Annotated in this window: 17 protein-coding genes; 13 read left to right on the top strand and 4 right to left on the bottom strand. The window is 33.2% G+C overall.

The annotated features are described in order from the left end of the window. Both ACH2BG_RS13065 and ACH2BG_RS13060 read left to right on the top strand, forming a co-directional pair. A complete protein-coding gene (locus ACH2BG_RS13065) occupies positions 1-543 on the top strand; it encodes a DUF420 domain-containing protein (protein ID WP_395048135.1) in 543 nt (180 codons plus the stop codon). Then, complete coding sequence (locus ACH2BG_RS13060) at positions 533-796, top strand: hypothetical protein (protein ID WP_395048133.1); 264 nt, start codon at positions 533-535, stop codon at positions 794-796. Before ACH2BG_RS13065 ends, ACH2BG_RS13060 begins: the two co-directional genes overlap by 11 nt. On the opposite strand, the gene ACH2BG_RS13055 is transcribed toward ACH2BG_RS13060, so the two are convergent. Continuing rightward, the gene (locus ACH2BG_RS13055) at positions 797-2,191 is read right to left on the bottom strand and encodes a DUF4403 family protein (RefSeq protein WP_395048132.1); all 1,395 of its coding nucleotides are present in this window, start codon (positions 2,189-2,191) and stop codon (positions 797-799) included. It abuts the gene before it with no gap. A 147-nt stretch (positions 2,192-2,338) separates the two neighbouring features. Between ACH2BG_RS13055 and ACH2BG_RS13050 the strand changes: the two genes are divergently transcribed. The 3 genes from ACH2BG_RS13050 to tsaB all read left to right on the top strand — a co-directional run bounded on the left by ACH2BG_RS13050 (position 2,339) and on the right by tsaB (position 5,881). Next, on the top strand, positions 2,339-3,781 hold the full coding sequence (locus tag ACH2BG_RS13050; protein ID WP_395048131.1) for a TolC family protein: 1,443 nt from the start codon (positions 2,339-2,341) through the stop codon (positions 3,779-3,781). Between the two features lie 6 nt (positions 3,782-3,787). Continuing rightward, a complete protein-coding gene (locus tag ACH2BG_RS13045) occupies positions 3,788-5,125 on the top strand; it encodes an efflux RND transporter periplasmic adaptor subunit (protein WP_395048130.1) in 1,338 nt (445 codons plus the stop codon). Between the two features lie 87 nt (positions 5,126-5,212). Next, positions 5,213-5,881, top strand: coding sequence for a tRNA (adenosine(37)-N6)-threonylcarbamoyltransferase complex dimerization subunit type 1 TsaB (gene tsaB, locus ACH2BG_RS13040; RefSeq protein ID WP_395048129.1), 669 nt, complete (start codon positions 5,213-5,215; stop codon positions 5,879-5,881). On the opposite strand, the gene ACH2BG_RS13035 is transcribed toward tsaB, so the two are convergent. The 3 genes from ACH2BG_RS13035 to ACH2BG_RS13025 all read right to left on the bottom strand — a co-directional run bounded on the left by ACH2BG_RS13035 (position 5,882) and on the right by ACH2BG_RS13025 (position 9,403). Beyond that, positions 5,882-6,235: a hypothetical protein gene (locus tag ACH2BG_RS13035; RefSeq protein WP_395048128.1), complete on the bottom strand. Its 354-nt coding sequence runs from the start codon at positions 6,233-6,235 to the stop codon at positions 5,882-5,884. Between the two features lie 51 nt (positions 6,236-6,286). After that, positions 6,287-8,305 (bottom strand): thioredoxin domain-containing protein, encoded by a 2,019-nt coding sequence (locus tag ACH2BG_RS13030; RefSeq protein ID WP_395048127.1) that lies wholly within the window; start codon positions 8,303-8,305, stop codon positions 6,287-6,289. A 201-nt stretch (positions 8,306-8,506) separates the two neighbouring features. Then, complete coding sequence (locus ACH2BG_RS13025) at positions 8,507-9,403, bottom strand: NifU family protein (RefSeq protein WP_395048126.1); 897 nt, start codon at positions 9,401-9,403, stop codon at positions 8,507-8,509. A gap of 333 nt (positions 9,404-9,736) precedes the next feature. Between ACH2BG_RS13025 and ACH2BG_RS13020 the strand changes: the two genes are divergently transcribed. The 8 genes from ACH2BG_RS13020 to ACH2BG_RS12985 form a co-directional block, all read left to right on the top strand. After that, positions 9,737-10,735, top strand: coding sequence for a type IX secretion system membrane protein PorP/SprF (locus tag ACH2BG_RS13020; RefSeq protein WP_395048125.1), 999 nt, complete (start codon positions 9,737-9,739; stop codon positions 10,733-10,735). Positions 10,736-10,783: 48 nt separating this feature from the next. Beyond that, complete coding sequence (locus ACH2BG_RS13015; protein ID WP_395048124.1) at positions 10,784-11,299, top strand: gamma carbonic anhydrase family protein; 516 nt, start codon at positions 10,784-10,786, stop codon at positions 11,297-11,299. Between the two features lie 247 nt (positions 11,300-11,546). Then, a complete protein-coding gene (locus tag ACH2BG_RS13010) occupies positions 11,547-11,909 on the top strand; it encodes a hypothetical protein (RefSeq protein WP_395048123.1) in 363 nt (120 codons plus the stop codon). Between the two features lie 136 nt (positions 11,910-12,045). After that, positions 12,046-12,951 carry a DUF3347 domain-containing protein gene (locus ACH2BG_RS13005; protein ID WP_395048122.1) on the top strand — a complete coding sequence of 302 codons (906 nt, stop codon included), beginning with the start codon at positions 12,046-12,048 and terminating at the stop codon, positions 12,949-12,951. A gap of 109 nt (positions 12,952-13,060) precedes the next feature. After that, the gene (locus ACH2BG_RS13000) at positions 13,061-13,366 is read left to right on the top strand and encodes a four-helix bundle copper-binding protein (RefSeq protein WP_395048121.1); all 306 of its coding nucleotides are present in this window, start codon (positions 13,061-13,063) and stop codon (positions 13,364-13,366) included. Between the two features lie 68 nt (positions 13,367-13,434). Beyond that, positions 13,435-13,791 carry a heavy metal-binding domain-containing protein gene (locus tag ACH2BG_RS12995; protein WP_395048120.1) on the top strand — a complete coding sequence of 119 codons (357 nt, stop codon included), beginning with the start codon at positions 13,435-13,437 and terminating at the stop codon, positions 13,789-13,791. A gap of 61 nt (positions 13,792-13,852) precedes the next feature. Next, on the top strand, positions 13,853-14,566 hold the full coding sequence (locus ACH2BG_RS12990; RefSeq protein WP_395048119.1) for a heavy-metal-associated domain-containing protein: 714 nt from the start codon (positions 13,853-13,855) through the stop codon (positions 14,564-14,566). A 12-nt stretch (positions 14,567-14,578) separates the two neighbouring features. Further along, the coding region (locus ACH2BG_RS12985) for a multicopper oxidase family protein (protein WP_395048118.1) at positions 14,579-16,815 on the top strand (2,237 nt) is incomplete at its 3' end.

Here is a 16,815-nt window from a genome sequence, read left to right as displayed (position 1 = left end):
ATGGAAAATAAGATTTCAGAAAAAAAGTACAATGTTTGGATTACTGTATTGTCAATTACGATTCCACTTGTGGTTGCTATTTTATTTAAAGTAAAACTAAGAGATTTAGGTTTCGATGTAAAACCATTGTCGTTCTTGCCACCTATTTATGCCACAATTAATGGGATTACTGCCATAGTATTAGTTTGGGCAGTTATTTCTATCAAAAACGGAAAACGAAAATTACACGAGAATCTAATGAAAACTGCTATTGCACTTTCGGTAGCGTTTTTAGGAATGTATGTGGCGTATCATATGACATCGGAAGCTACAAAATATGGCGGAGAGGGTGTTTTGAAAGCAGTTTACTTTTTTATATTAATTACTCACATTATACTATCAATAGTGACTATCCCTTTGGTCTTAGTAACTTATGTTCGAGCTCTAGCCGAAAAATTTGACAAACACAAGAAAATAGCAAAAATCACTTTTCCTATTTGGTTGTACGTTGCTGTTACTGGTGTTATTGTATATCTAATGATTTCTCCGTATTATGTTAATTAGATTCGAAAATCGAAAGTCGAAAGTTGAAAGTTCAGGGCGAAAAATATTTTTTCTATTACCTTTTGCCTTTTGCCTTTTGCCTTTTGTCTCAAACGCGCAATGCGCCATGTGTCGTGCTTCGTTAGAAAGCTCAGGAAACGTATCGCAAGCAGAAGCTGTAAATGATGGGATTATATACTTAATGATTATTCCGTATGTTCTTGTAGCACTTATTGCCTTTGCAGTTTACAGAATGTATAATAAGAAAAAGTAATTACATTCCATTTATATTTACTTTCACATTTCCTGTAATATTCAAAAAAGCAACGATAGAATTATTAGTGAGTTGTACTTTTTCGAAAACAATATCGTTTAGTTTTCCGTTTACAAAAACGCCAGTCATAGGCGAATAATTATTCAAATATTTTAGAATATTTTGTTTTCCTTCTTCTAAATTTGGTTGTATCGAGTAACGACAATTTTCTCTTATTTTGTTTAATACTAAACCTTGTGCAAACCAGTTAGCAGTTTTCATGAGTTTGCTTTTGGTATCTAAGGCATAATCTAAATCATCAAAAAATAATTCTTTAGTTTCCGCATTATATTGCGGGAAACCAGATAAATAAATGCGCCCGTTAAGGCTTCCAAGCATGTCTAATGCAATAACCATTTTGCCTTGTTTGTGCCAGATTTCTACATTTTGTATCGTTACTTTTCGTTTCCCTGAGCCAAACTCTTTTCCTTTAAAATTGGCTGTCATTACTCTCGAAGCATCTTGATATGTAGAAACAGCGGCGATATTTGCCACTACTTTTTCGGGCAAATTGGCGATGGGTTTTAGCACCATTTTTTCTTTGGCAAAATTAGGTTTTGGCTTTTGTCCTATATAGGATTCCATCAAGCACTTAAGACCAACAGTCATTGAAACCGCATTTTTTTGTAAAGTAGCTTCAGTAGCATATATTTCTTGTGGTGTTACTTTTAGCCAAGTCTGATACGTTGGACTCATCTCGAATGGTTCGCTTGCTTTTTGCATCATTTCGAGAATATTAGATTTAAAATCAAGTGATTTTTCTAACGATTCATCAATAGTTTTTTCAATTTTATTTCTAAAAATTCGAATCGTTGGATTTACTAAATAGGTAATAGGAATTTCTTTTCCTGCAATTAAAATCGTTGGGCTTTCTTGCCATTCAAAATCTTGTAGTTCGGTTGTTGTAGTAATTTTCCAATTGCTCATTTTTACATCACTCAAAAAAGTAACAGTTCCGTTTAGGTTTAATTCGCGAGTATCATATAAACTAAGACCTAATGCCGATGTTCCGTATCTGACTTTTGCCCAAATTTTTAGTGGAACAATTGTTTTTAGTTTGTTGTTTTCTTCCGAAATTAATATTGGAGCATTCTTCCAGATTTTCATTTCGGTTTTATCATCATCAATATTATGGTCATCATAAATTAATCCAATCAAAGCTTTATTGGTTTGATTTTCAATATCTTTTAATGTCAATGTTACCGGAAAACTAATGTAAGAAGAAGTTACGGGATAAGTTATAGGCGTCGCTTCGTCTGGTTCGGGTTTCATGAGTTCTATTTTTTGAGTTGACGAACAACTGGTGTAAAAAATTGCCAGTGTAAATAATCCAATAATTCGCAAAATGTTTTTCATCAAAAAAAGAATTTGAGCAAATGTAAAATTATTTTTTAAAATTTTTCATGCATTAATTGTAACAAATTGTTAAAGGAAGAGTCTTATTGTAAATTTAATTTAGAAAAGGTTAAATTCGCTAAACATAAAACTTCCATGTTATATAAAATGCAAAATATAAAATACTCATTTTTAATAATTACAACAATATTCTGTTCATTTATTTCTTTTGGTCAAGCCAAAAAATGGACGCTCGAAGAATGTGTAACTTATGCAGTCGAGCATAATATTTCGATAAAACAATCTACTTTAGACAAAGAATTATCTGATATTTCTAAAAAAGATGCGATTGGAAGATTTCTACCTTCGGTAAATGCGCAAGGTTCTCATTCATGGAATATTGGTTTAAATCAGAATATTACCACAGGTTTGTTAGAAAACCAAACGACACAATTTACTTCAGCAGGATTAAATGTTGGGATAGATATTTATAAAGGTTTGCAAAATCAAAATCAGTTGCGAAAAGCAAATCTTAGTAGAATTGCATCTCAATATCAGCTAACAAAAATGCAAGAAGATGTTTCATTAAATGTTGTAAATGCTTATTTGCAAATACTTTTTAGTAAAGAAAATCTAAAAGTGCAACAGGAACAATTGGCTTACGACAATAAACAATTAGAAAGAACTAACGAACTTGTAGAGGCTGGAGTGACGCCTCGAGGAGATTTACTTGATGTGAAAGCGACTGTGGCTTCGGATAATCAGCGATTGATTGCTGCCGAAAACGCCTTGTTTTTAGCTAAATTAAGTTTAGCACAGCTGTTACAAATAGATAATTTTCAAGAATTTGATATTGCCGATGCTGAAATCCCTGTTCAAGAGAGTACCATTTTAATGCAAGACCCAAAAGTAATTTTAGATAAAGCAAAAGAAATCAGAACCGATTTGAAAATTGCCCAAACGAATGTGCAAATTGCTGAAAAAGATGTCAAAATTGCTCGTGGTGCTTACCAACCAACATTACAAGGTTTTTATAGTTTTAGTACACGTGCAGGATATTCGAATAGAGTTGTTGGATTTGAGCCAAATACTAGTAATCCGACATCAATAATTGGATATGTAGATGGTACAAATCAAGCTGTTTTGCAACCTAATTTCTCTACCGTTTTAGGTAAGCCAGATGCAGTTTTTAATCAGTTTAGCGATAATAAAGGACAAAGTTTTGGATTAAATTTAAACGTTCCCATCTTTAACGGATTTTCAGCAAGAAATAATGTGTCTCGTTCTAAAATTGCACTAGATCGTTCGAAAATAACATTGCAGCAACAAGAATTAGATTTAGAAAGAACAGTTTTTACCGCTTATACCGATACAAAAGGTGCACAAAAAACGCATGAAGCAGCCGTTTCAACGTTAGAAGCGAGACAACAGGCATTCAATTATGCAAAAGAAAGATATGAAGTAGGACTCATGAATGTTTTCGATTTCAATCAGGCACAAACTTTATTTGTAAATGCGCAATCAGATGTTTTAAGAACCAAATACGATTATATTTTTAGAACTAAAATTTTAGAATTTTACTTCGGAATTCCAATTATTAAAAAACAATAAGTTATCATGACAAAAAAAACAAAATATATTTTATTAGGATTAGTTGTTGCCGCAGCTATAGGTGCAATATATCTTAAAAAATCAGGAGTTATAGGCGACAATAATAAAGGTAAAGAAGTAGAAATTGCGACAATAGCACAACGAACTGTAACTGAAACCGTTTCTGGAACCGGAAAAATTCAGCCAGAAATTGAAGTGAAAATTTCATCGGAAGTTTCGGGAGAAATTATTGCGCTTCCTATAAAAGAAGGACAAATTGTAAAAAAAGGAGATTTATTAGTAAGAGTAAATCCAAAATTATATACACAAGGATTGAATCGTTCACAAGCTGGTTTGTCTAATACTAAAGCTGGATTAAGTCAAACCGATGCTCAGTTTAAAGAAGCAAAAGCAAGTTATGAAAGAAGCAAAAAATTATATGATAAAGGCATAATTTCTAGAGCTGAGTGGGACAAATCGGTGGCTAGTTATGAAGGTGCTCAGGCATCAAAGCAAGCAGCGTATTATAATGTGCAAAGTGCCTCGGCAACAGTAAATGAGTCGAGAGAAAATTTAGGAAAAACAGCAATTTACGCGCCAGTTGACGGAACGATTTCTAAGCTTGATGTGGAATTAGGTGAGCGTGTTTTAGGAACACAACAAATGACGGGTACAGAAATGATGCGTGTTGCCGACCTAAATAACATGGAAGTCGAAGTTGATGTAAATGAAAATGATATTGTAAAAATTTCTATTGGAGATGTTGCGAAAGTTGAAGTAGATGCTTATTTGAAAAAAGAATTTAAAGGAATTGTAACTAGCATCTCTAACTCTGCCAGTACAACTATGACTGCCGATCAAGTAACTAATTTTAAAGTAAAAGTTAGAATCCTTAAAGAATCATATCAAGATTTAATGGTTGGAAAATCAACTAGTTTTTCGCCTTTTCGTCCAGGTATGACAGCAACTGTCGATATTATTACAACTCGTAAAGAAAATGTCGTTGCAGTTCCAATTAGTGCTGTTGTTATGAGAACCGATACGACTTCTTCACGAAAAGAATTTATTGTTGACGACGAAAACTCAGACAATTCAGAAGAAGCACCAGAAGTAAAAAACGAAAAAAGATACGAGTGTGTTTTTGTAAAAGCGGGAGATAAAGTAAAGCTTCGTGTCGTAACTACGGGAATTCAAGATGACACTTATATAGAAGTGCTTTCGGGTCTAAGAAAAGGCGAAACTATTGTAACCGGACCTTATACAACAGTTACCAAAGAGCTAAATCCTGACGATGCGGTTTATGTAAAAACCAAAGAGCAAATTGCTGCCGAAAAGAAAAAAGAAAAAGACAGTAAAGACAGTTAATAAAAAAAAGCTCCTACAATGGAGCTTTTTTTACATTTTTACTTTAAACTTTGTAATTTTGCTGTCTTAGACTTTATCGTTCAAAAAATGACATACATATTAAATATAGAAACCGCTACAAGAAACTGTTCCGTTGCTTTATCGCAAAACGGAAATGTTATTGCTTGTAAAGAAATTGCCGAAGCTGGTTATTCTCACGCAGAGAAATTGCATGTTTTTATTGATGAAATTCTAAAAGAAAACAAGATTGCTTTCAAGGACTTGTCTGCCATTGCGGTAAGTCAAGGGCCAGGTTCTTATACGGGTTTGCGCATAGGTGTTTCGGCAGCAAAAGGATTGTGTTATTCGTTAGATATTCCACTTATTGCTATAGATACTTTAGAAGTTTTGACTCGAAAACTGACTGTCGAAAGTGGAATAATTATTCCCATGATTGATGCCAGAAGAATGGAATGTTATACGGCAATTTTTGATACTAAATACGAAAAAAAACGGGAAGTAAAAGCCGAAATTATCGATGAGAATTCTTTTTCAGAAATAACCGAGATAATTCATTTTGTAGGAGATGGTGCTACTAAATGCAAAGATGTTTTAACCAATATAAGATTTGTTTACCATGACGAAATAGAATTTCCGTCAGCAAATGAAATGTGCAAAATGGCTTATGATAAATACAAAAAAAACGACACCGTTGATGTCGCTTATTTTGAACCTTTTTATCTAAAAGATTTTATGATGACTGTATCGTCAAAATAATTAGTCGGCCATTTCGTCTGCTGCTTTTTCTGAACTTTCTGAAGTAAAATTATTAGCTTTTTTCTTCACAGTTTCTACTGTATCATGCGCTATTACTTCAGCTTTATCAATCAAATCACTAGTTTTTTCTTTAATAGAATCAACAACTTTCTCAATTGCTTCTTCGGCTTGAGGAACATATTCTGTTGCTTTTGCTTTTGCTTGTTCTGCAAAATCTTCTACTTTGTCAATTAGTGGTGCTGCACTTTCTTTTGCTTTTGCAATTGCATCATCAGCGAAATCTCCTGCTTGGTCAATTACTTCGTCTACTTTTTTTGAACCAAATATGTTCTTAAAAAAACTGGCTACTCCCATTTTGTTTAAATTTTTAAGTTATTCATGTAAAACTACATAATTTTGTTTAAATTATATTTCTAAATTGTTAAATATTTCTTCGATTGTAGTTTTTGGCATCAAACAAGTTTTGTTTTGACAAACATAAAATAGGTTCTCATTTTCGATATATCGATTTTCTAAAAATGGTAATTCTGAATTTTTTGTTGTTCCAGCAATAATAATATGGGGTAAATATTTGGCATTTATTTTTTGACTGTTTACCAATGCGTTTTCACCGCAAATCGCCAGTTCTTTATTGTCTTCAGACAAATTCATCCATAAATTTAACCAGTTCGAATAAGCCGATGCATAATCGATATTCGGAATCATATGATGCAACATTTGTAATGCTATTTTCTCATAATAATTATTGCTAAATAAAATACTCAAGACGTATAAATTATTAGCCATAACTGAGTTTGAAGCTGGCATAACATTGTCTTCGGTTTCGAAATGCTGCGCAATAAGTTGTGCCGAATTCCTAGAATTGAAAGCAAAAAATTGTTGTTTTTCGTCATAAAAATTATCAAAACAATAATCAGTCAGTTGTTTGGCTTGATGCAAATATTTTTCTTCTAAAGTAGTTTGGTATAAACTAATAAATGCATCAACTGTAAAGGCGTAATCTTCTAGAAAACCTTCAATAGTACTTTTGTTATTTTTGTATGAATGATATAAAAACCCTTCCGTAGACCATTGTTTATCTACAATAAATTTTGCGTTTTTCTTGGCAATAGCCAAATAGTTTTCATTTCCTAAAGCATTGTAAGCATCAACATATCCCTTTAGCATAATGGCGTTCCAGGAAGTGAGCGATTTGTCGTCGAGTCTAGGTTTTGCTCGATTTTCTCTTTCGGTAAAAAGTAATTGTTCCCAGTTTTTCTTTTTATTTTGTAATTCGTTTTCTGTAAAGCCAAATTGTGAAGCTACACTTTCTAAAGTTTGACTTTGTATTAAAACATAATTGTCGTGTTCCCAAAAACCAAAATCATTTACATTGTATAAATGGCTGAAAACTTCGAAATCATTTTGCAAAATTTCTTGTAACTGGTCTTTTGTCCAAACATAAAAAGTACCTTCTTCGAGTTTGTTATTTTGGTTTAAACTATCGGCATCGAGTGCCGAAAAGAAACCATTATCTGAATTTAAAAATTCCCTTTCTACGAAAGTTAACGTTTTTTCGATGACTTCTTTGTACAGCGGATTTTTGGTTCTTTTGTAGGCTTGCGCGTATAAAGAAATGAGTTGCCCGTTGTCATATAACATCTTTTCGAAATGCGGAACATGCCAGCGCATATCGACCGAATAACGTGAAAACCCACCATCAATAGTGTCAAAAAGCCCGCCGTGAGCCATTTTAGTTAGCGTTAAATCGACAAAGTTGAGTAAATCTTGGGATTTAGTTTGAAAACCATAACGTTGCAAGAACAAATAATTGTTTGGCATCATAAATTTAGGAGCACGAGCGTAGCCACCATATTCCCAATCGAAACTTTTAGACCATTTTTCGACTAATGGTTTTATATTATTGGTGTGATTTTGTTCCTGAGAAGTGTTATGTTCTATAATACCTAAAATCTGAATGCCTTGGTGTAGTTTCTCTGCATATTCGATGATTTTTTCAGGCGATGAAATGTACATTTCGTGCAATTGTTGTAAGGTATTTGTCCATTCTTCTCTCCCGAAATAAGTGCCACCCCAAACTGGTCGTCCGTCGGGAAGGCAAACGACATTTAGTGGCCAGCCGCCACGATTGGTCATCATTTGAACGGCTTTCATATATATTGCATCTACATCTGGGCGTTCTTCTCGATCTACTTTTATAGAAATAAAGTTTGGATTCATTACTGATGCGACTTCTTCGTTTTCGAAACTTTCGTGTTCCATCACGTGACACCAGTGGCAAGCGGAATATCCGATACTTATAATGAGGAGTTTGTTTTCTTTTTGGGCTGTTGCCAATGTTTTTTCTGACCAAGCTTGCCAATGTATTGGATTGTTGGCGTGTTGTAACAAATATGGACTGGTTTCTAAATTTAGCTGATTCATAATGATTGGTTTAGCCCTGATTGTCGAATTACTCTCGTAATTACCTTTTTCTTGCTTCTTTAGAAAGGAAAAGATATAGCGTACAGCAGGAGATAGCTTCAAAAAAAAAGCGTTTCAAATATTGAAACGCTAATTTATGATTTAATGAGGATTTATTTTAGTTCGAATGTGATTTTTAGTCTCAATTTTGGATTTTTTATGCTACGCATTAAGTGCTTCAACTTTTAATTCAGGTTCGTTTAGCATGTCTTTTAGCATGCTTTCTATTCCGTTTTTTAGGGTAAATGTTGATGAAGGACAACCGCTACAAGCGCCTTGCAAAATAACTTTTACTTGTTTTGTATCTTCGCAATAAGAATCGAAAAGAATATTTCCGCCATCGGCAGCAACGGCTGGACGGATATATTCTTCGATAATATTGATGATTTTTTGTGAGGTAACATCAAGATTGTCAAAGTTTGTAATTTGTTGTTTTTCCTCGTGTTTGGTTGCTACGATTTTGGTTTCGTCGACCGCAATATTTCCGTTTTCGATAAATTCTTTGATAAAACTACGAACTTCTGTAGTGATTTGTTGCCATTCTGCCACGGCATATTTAGTTACCGAAATATAATTTTCATCGATAAAAATTTCTTTTACAAAAGGAAAATTAAATAACTCTTTGGCTAAAGGTGAAGCGTAAGTTTCATCTATATTTTTGCATTCAACAATTGTTTTTGTTAGTTTTTTGCTAGCTACAAACTTCATTACCGAGGGATTTGGTGTACTTTCGGCATAAACTGTTACGGGAGATTTTTTTGGAGTTTCGGTTTGTTTTACGACTTCGCCACCATTGCTTACAAAAGCTTCCATTTGTTCTGCAACAGCGTGTTTTACATCTTCCCATTCAACAATATTGTACTTTTCGATAGCCACAAAATTCCCTGAGATATAAACTGTTTTTACAAATGGTAAATAAAATAATTGTTGTGCAAGTGGGGATTCGCCAGCTTCGTCTATGTTTTTGTATTCGTAACTTTGGTTTGGTGTTATGAAATAAGAAAATTCGAATTTTTGAATATTCGGATTGTTCGTGTCTTTTATGGTGATAAGTTTCATGTATAGATATTTATTTTTATTGGAATATGGTATATTTATGAAGGAATCTTTATTTGTGTTCGTGATTTATTATCATAAATATTTTATTGTGTTTTTATTTTATGCAAAATTAAGAAACCTAATTGGTTTATAATAAATTACTTTTTTAATTAATGATTAATTTAACTTTTGATAAACTGTTAATTTATGTATCTATCGATGCAAAAATATTGCATAAGTAGAAAAACTTTCGCAAAAAATTATATCTTTGAACGTTTAGAAAAATTTATTGGCTTGCCTTTAGTTTTACTAAAAGTAATTCGTGTCCATTTCGCACTAAAAAGATAATAAAAAATGAATTTCAAAAAAATAGTATTAGCATTAGCTTTTATTTCAACTCAATTTGCTTTCTCCCAAGAAGGTATCGCTGTTTACTCGGATTATTTATCAGATAATTATTATTTATTGCATCCATCGATGGCCGGAGCTTCTAGTTGTAATAAAGTAAGGCTAACGGCTCGTAAACAGTGGTTTGGAAGTAGCGATGCGCCATCATTACAAACTTTAAGTTATAATGGTTCTCTTGGGGAAAGCGGAAAATCTGGTATTGGAGTAATCCTTTTTAATGATAATAATGGGTATCACTCACAAAAAGGAGGTAAAATAACCTATGCACATCACATTATGTTTTCTAGAAGTGCAGTCGATTTGAACCAATTGTCATTTGGATTAAGTGCAGGATTGGTACAAAATCAGTTAGATGAGACTAGTTTCGATTTGAATGATTTTGATCCTATTATTGCAGGAGTTCTTCAAAAAGCATCTTACCTTAATGTCGATTTTGGAGCATCCTATAATTTATTAGATTTTTATGTGCATGCAACTGTTAAGAATGCACTTTTTCAGAGTAGAGGTATTTATACTGAATTTGAATCTGATAATTTAAGAAAATATCTTTTAAGTGCGGGTTATACTTTTGGTAATTCAAGAAAATTACTTTGGGAGCCTTCAGTATTATTTCAATTAACAGATAGAACTAAGGAAAAAGCGCTTGATGTAAATCTTAAAGTTTATAAAGCGGTCGATTTTGGTAAAATTTGGGGTGCTTTATCATACAGAAGAAGTTTTGATGGTTCTCAATATGTAGATGGTACAGAATTGAAAAATCAATATTTGCAATACATTACGCCAATTGTTGGTGTAAATTACAAGAAATTTATGTTTGCTTATACTTATTCTAATGTTACAGGAAAAGTTAAGTATGACACAGGAGGTTACCATCAAATTACTTTAGGATTTGATTTTGGTTGTAAAAAAGAAAGATACGATTGTAATTGTCCAGCAATTAATTAATTATAAAACTTGTCCCGATTATTTCGGGACTATTTTTTTTGTATAAATATGGTTATTAAAGAAGTAAACGGAAAATATCCACAAATTCCAGAAGATTGTTTTGTTGCCGAAAATGCGACAATAGTTGGCGATGTTACTTTTGGTTCATCTTGTAGTGTTTGGTTTAACGCTGTAATTCGTGGAGATGTTAATTTTATTACTATTGGAAACAAAGTAAATATTCAAGATGGTGCAGTTATACATTGTACCTATCAGAAGCATCCAACGATTATTGGAAACAATGTTTCTATAGGACATAATGCCATTGTTCACGGATGTACTATTCACGACAACGTATTAATAGGAATGGGCGCTATTGTTATGGATAATTGTATTATAGAAAGCAATTCAATTATTGGAGCTGGCTCGGTAGTTACTCAAAATACGGTGGTTGAATCTGGAGCTATTTATGCAGGAATTCCTGCCAAGAAAGTAAAAGACATTGACCAAAGTGATTTTGCGGGCGAAATTGAACGTATTTCTAATAATTATGTGATGTACTCGAGTTGGTTTAAGGAAGACTAGCAGCGAGACGAGCGATAGCGAACTCGCGAAGCAATTGTTCGGGCTTACTAGCATACTATATTCCTTTTGTCGTTACAATCTCGCCAAGAATAATGGCGAGGATTTCACTTCTAGTAAGACTAAACTGGATTTTATTTTTTATTTTTGGGAATACACAAAGAGGCTAGTTGTCCATTTTTAAAATGATTATGTGATTAGTATAAAACAATGACATATAAAAAACAAAAACATTTCTTATATTTACCTAATGAAAAAACGGTTACACATAATAATTCTAACGCTTGGCTTCTTTTTGTCGCCAACTTTGAGTTATGCGTGTGGAACTAAAACCGAAAAAACATGTTGCAAAAAAGAAATTGCTAAAGAAACTAAAAAAAAGGACTGTTGCAATAACAAACACTCAAAAGACAAAGACAAAGGTTGTGGAGGAAAATGTGGACACTCAAACTGCACAACTTCAATAGTAAATTTTAGTATAATTTCATTCAACGAAATCGAATTTAAAAATAATAGTTTTGATTTTTCTTCCGAAAAATCGAAATTTTATCATTCAGAAACCTTTATTTCTTCAGGTTTTACTTCCGTGTGGCTTCCGCCTAAAATAAAATAATTCAAAATTTTGACAGCCATAAAACTGTCTTGTCGAAAACAAACACTTTGTTTTCGAAATCATTTATTTACAAAAAAAATAAAATTTTATCATAAAGAAACGGAGTTCGTGAATTCCTTTCAAAAAACTAAAAATTATGAACAAATCAATATCAAAAGTATTGGTAGCAATAACCGTATTGTTATCATTCACAGCGTGTGAAGCACAAATTAAAAACGCAAAAACAGAAACAGTTAAAATTTATGGCAACTGTGATATGTGCGAAAAAGCAATTGAAAAGGCAGGGAATCTAAAAGAGATGGTCAAAGTAGATTGGAATGTAGATACAAAAATGGCAACTATAACTTACGATGCAAAAAAAACAAATCAAGATGCAATTTTAAAACGCATTGCATTAAGTGGTTACGACAGCGACAAATTTCTTGCACCAGATAACGAATATTCAAAACTGCCAGGTTGTTGTCAATACGACAGAGTAGCAAAAGTTCCTGTTAGTACAGAACCTAAAACAGAAGTTGTTACTGAGGACCATAGCAATCACGCAAATCATACCGAAACGCCAACCCGAGGCGAAGCCGAATCGAGCGGAGATAAAGTTGAAGTTCAAAAAGAGAATCAATTAAAAGCGGTTTTCGATAATTATTTTGCTATAAAAGATGCCTTGGTAAAAACAGACGGAAGCGCAGTATCTACAAAAGCAACTGCCTTACTTTCTGCAATAAATGCAGTCAAAATGGAAACACTAAATACAGACGAACACACCGTTTGGATGAAAGTTTTAAAAAACATAAAAGAAGACACTGAACATATCGCAAATACTAAAGATACAAAACACCAAAGAGACCATTTTGATACACTTTCAAAAAACATCTATGATTTAATCAAAACTTCTAAACAAGAAACACCAACCTATTATCAATATTGCCCAATGGCAAATGACGGAAAAGGGGCCAATTGGTTGAGTAAAGAAAAGGCGGTTAAAAATCCTTACTATGGTTCAATGATGTTGAGTTGTGGTAAAGTGACAGAAACTATTAAATAATTTTTTGTGTGAATTAAATAATTTAAATAATTAAACCTGTAACATTCTAAATATAAGTGTATTGTATTATTACGTGTAGAAATTAATCTACGATTAATAAATTCATAAAATGAAAAATGTTCAAGTAAGTATCGAGGTTTGTTTGGCTTGTATGGTCGAATGTGAAAAATGTTCAACAGAATGTTTAACAATGGAAGGACACGAAGAGTGTGTAAAATTGTGTCGTGATTGTGCCGACATATGTGTACTTTGTGCGAGATTATGTGCGCGAGGTTCAAAATTTGCCGATGCACTTTGTGTATTATGCGTACAATGTTGTGATGATTGCGCCAACGAATGTAACAAACACGACATGGAATGTTGCAAAAAATGTGAAGAAGCGTGTAAAAAATGTGCAGAAGCCTGCAAAATGTAAAAAGTAATCAATTCAATACTAAATACTTATCAAAAAGCATTTATTACTGTTTTTAAAAATCAGAAAAAATGAAAAATATAATTTTAGCAATTTTAATTTTGGCTTTAGTAACTATTTCGTGTAATAAAAAAGTTGCAGAAAAAGGAACAACCGACACGCATATGATGAACGATGGTTCAGAAATGATGAATGGAAATACCGAAATGAAAACACACGCTTGTTCAATGCACCCAGAAATAATGGGAATGAAAGGAGATAAATGTTCTAAATGCGGTATGGAATTAACAGAAAAAACAACTGATAAAAAAGTGGTCGACAAAGTATATTCTTGTCCTATGCATCCAGAAGTGCAAGGCAAACTAAATAGTAAATGTTCAAAATGCGGAATGCCTTTAACAGAATTAGTTGTTGAACAAGCAAAATAAAACAGAACAGATCTAAAGACAAAGCCATTTATGGCTTTGTCTTTTTTTAAAATAGTATAAAATGACACATACCTATAAATTAACGGGAATGACTTGTTCGAGTTGTGAAGCAAAAGTAAAATCGGCTTTACTAACATTAGAGAACGTTACAAATATTACCGTTTCTAAAGACACAGAAACTACGACAATTACAATGGACAAACATATTGCATTATCCAATTTGCAAAAAGTTTTAGAACCAAAATACCAAATATCAGCAATCAATCATAACGAAATTGCAGAACAAACAAAATCGTGGTTTGAAACCTACAAACCCATTTTACTAATATTTTTCTACATTCTATTAGTTACCACATTGGTGCAAACACAAAATACAAAATTCGATTTTATGCAAGCAATGAGACATTTTATGTCAGGTTTCTTTCTTATTTTCTCTTTTTTTAAATTATTAAATCTCAAAGGTTTTGCCGAAAGTTATGTAATGTATGATGTTTTGGCAAAGCAAATTCCCATTTGGGCTTACCTATATGTGTTTATAGAGTTAGGTTTAGGAATTGCTTTTTTAATCAATTTCAATCCAATAGTAACAAACTTAATAACAGTTATTGTAATGAGTATTAGTATTATTGGAGTTTTGCAATCGGTATTAAACAAAAAGAAAATACAATGCGCTTGTCTGGGTGCAGTTTTTAATTTGCCAATGAGTACAGTAACCATTATCGAGGACGCTCTGATGATTGGAATGAGCGGAATTATGTTATTTATAATGATTTAAGAAAAAACAAAAATGAAAAAAATAAAAAACATATCATTATTGCCTACGGCAATAATCCTATTGTTGCTATCTCAATCTATTTTCGCTCAAAAAATTATTCGTTACGATTTATACGTACGTGATACAATCGTGACTTTTGGCGACAAACCAAAGCGTGCCATTGCAGTAAACGGACAAATCCCAATGCCAACATTAACATTTACTGAAGGCGACATTGCCGAAATTTATGTACACAACGAGTTAAAAGAAAGTACATCATTGCATTGGCACGGATTATTTTTGCCAAATAAAGAAGATGGAGTTCCCAATTTAACCCAAATGCCAATCGAACCCAACACAACTCACAAATATACTTTTCCAATTATTCAACACGGAACGCATTGGTATCACAGCCATTCGGGTCTGCAAGAACAAATCGGAATGTACGGAAATTTTGTAATGCTCAAAAAACCAAACGACCCAACTTTCAGAAAAGGAATTGACGATTTGCCAAGTATTCCAATAGTTTTAAGCGAATGGACAGATGTAAATCCTAATAATATTCACCGAATGTTGCACAACGCAACCGATTGGTTCGCCATTCAAAAAGGCACAACCCAAAGTTATGCCGAAGGAATCCAACAGGGACATTTCAAAACCAAAGTAACCAACGAATGGAAACGAATGAACGCAATGGACGTGAGCGATGTCTATTACAATAAATTTTTAATCAACGGTAAAAACGAAAGCCAATTATCTCAATTCAAAGCTGGCGACAAAGTACGCTTACGAATTTCAAACGGTGGTGCATCAACCTACTTTTGGCTAAATTATGCAGGCGGAAAAATCACTGTTGTTGCAAATGATGGAAACGATGTAGAACCTGTAGAAGTAGATAGATTAATCGTTGCCGTTTCCGAAACTTACGATATAATTGTAACTATTCCAGCCGACAAAACCGCCTACGAATTTTTGGTGACTTCTGAAGATCGCACAAAATCCGCATCATTATATATAGGAGATGGCATCAAACAACTTACTTCTACTCTACCAAAATTAAAATATTTTGAAGGTATGAAAATGATGAATGATATGATGAAAATGAACGGGGATTTAGACGATATGGGAATGCAAATGTCCTACAATCAAATGGATATGAATGTAGTAATGTACCCAGAAATTACAGGTGAAGCAAAAAACAAAAGCGATAAAATGGGCGATATGAAAATGACCGAAGACGATTACAACAGCAACAAGCTTTCGGATATTGTAACGCTAAATTATGCCATGTTAAAATCGCCAACCAAAACTACACTCCCAAAAGATGCACCAATAAGAGAGTTAAAATTTGAACTAACAGGGAATATGAACCGCTATGTTTGGAGTCTAGACAACAAAGTAGTTTCAGAAACCGACAAAATTCTCATTAAAAAAGGCGAAAATGTAAGCATCACTTTATACAATAATAGTATGATGCGCCATCCTATGCACTTGCACGGTCATGACTTCAGAATTTTAAATGGTCAAGGCGATTATTCTCCCTTAAAAAACATTATTGATTTGATGCCAATGGAAACCGATGTTTTAGAATTCAACGCCAATGTAGATGGTGATTGGTTTTTTCATTGTCACATCTTGTACCATATGATGAGCGGAATGGGTAGAGTTTTTACCTACGAAAACCAAGCGCCAAACCCATTAATTCCAAATCCAAAACTAGCACAGCGCAAACTTTTTGCCGACGATAGAAAATTTCATTTTATGGCAGAAAACGATTTTGCATCCAATGGTAATGATGGTATGGCAATGTTTAGCAACACACGGTGGAGTATCGGTACCGAATGGCGATTGGGTTATAATGATATACACGGTTACGAAACCGAAACCCATATTGGAAGATATATCGGCAAAATGCAATGGATAATGCCGTTTGTTGGTTTCGATTGGAGATACAGAAAAATGAATGTAGGTGAAAAAGAAAAAAACCTTTTCGGACAAGGAAGCACCAAAGATGTTCGTTCGGTTTTTAGTGTTGGGATCAATTATACTATGCCAATGCTCATAATAGCACAAGCCGAAGTATTTACCGATGGAAATTTCAGATTACAATTTGAAAGAATGGATATTCCAGTTTCTAAAAGAATAAGAATGGATTTGATGTGGAATACTGATAAAGAATATATGGCAGGTTTACGGTATATTATCAAAAGAAATTTAAGTGCTAGAACGCATTATGACAGCGATATGGGATTTGGTGTTGGTGCAAATCT

The sequence above is a fragment of the Flavobacterium sp. genome (assembly GCF_043779715.1).
Lineage (GTDB): Bacteria > Bacteroidota > Bacteroidia > Flavobacteriales > Flavobacteriaceae > Flavobacterium.
The sequence above is the reverse complement of the archived record's forward strand: the minus strand, read 5'-3'. Positions and strand labels throughout refer to the sequence as shown.